1 protein-coding gene is annotated in these 612 nt (G+C 37.4%); it reads right to left on the bottom strand.

Features of this window, described 5'->3' with window-relative positions; translation table 11 throughout:
• Positions 1-93 precede the first annotated feature (93 nt).
• Positions 94-612, bottom strand: a 519-nt coding sequence (locus tag HUO09_RS22015) for a hypothetical protein (protein ID WP_223159552.1), incomplete at its 5' end; no start/stop codon positions are given.

Genomic DNA, 612 nt, shown 5'->3' with positions numbered 1-612 from the left:
TGATAGTGTTACCTCGCCAATTGTTTGATTAACATCAATTAATTTTAAGATTTTTTCCATAGTTATTACCTCCAAATCACGTATATAAACTAATTAAATTACTTGTTCGATTTCGTAATATACATTTTCTTGTGTAGCAACATTACCTTCTGCAAATGCCTTTAATGACAATGGTAATGTTCGTTTCTCTTTACCCCATGTTTGCTCTTTTGATTCACCAGAAACTTTCACTTTACGGAATACAACAACCGTTAAGGCTCCTGTTTTTTCATGCTTACTAATTAACGCAGCAGAACGCATAGGCGCATCAGATACTGTTCCATAACCAATTCTCTTAGTTCCTAGTGCCGTAACAGGAGTAACATCCGTTTCTACAGTTGCAGCAGTTGAAATACCAGTATCAATAGTAATCGTTGATCCTGAAACAGACACAATTTTCTTTGTTTCACTACCGATTTTCAGGAATCCACCTACCTTAAAATCCGCACCTGCAGCAGTAGCCAATGTAATAATTGTCGCTCCCACAGCAAGCTCCCCTTTTAGTTTCACTGCAGTTCCGTATTTTGGAGCCTTCTGGATGATTGCACCACCAATTAAAGCTAACTGTCTATT

The sequence above is a fragment of the Vibrio sp. Y2-5 genome, assembly GCF_014596725.1.
Classification (GTDB): domain Bacteria; phylum Pseudomonadota; class Gammaproteobacteria; order Enterobacterales; family Vibrionaceae; genus Vibrio.
Note: the sequence above shows the minus strand (reverse complement) of the source record. Positions and strands in the feature narration are given on the sequence as shown.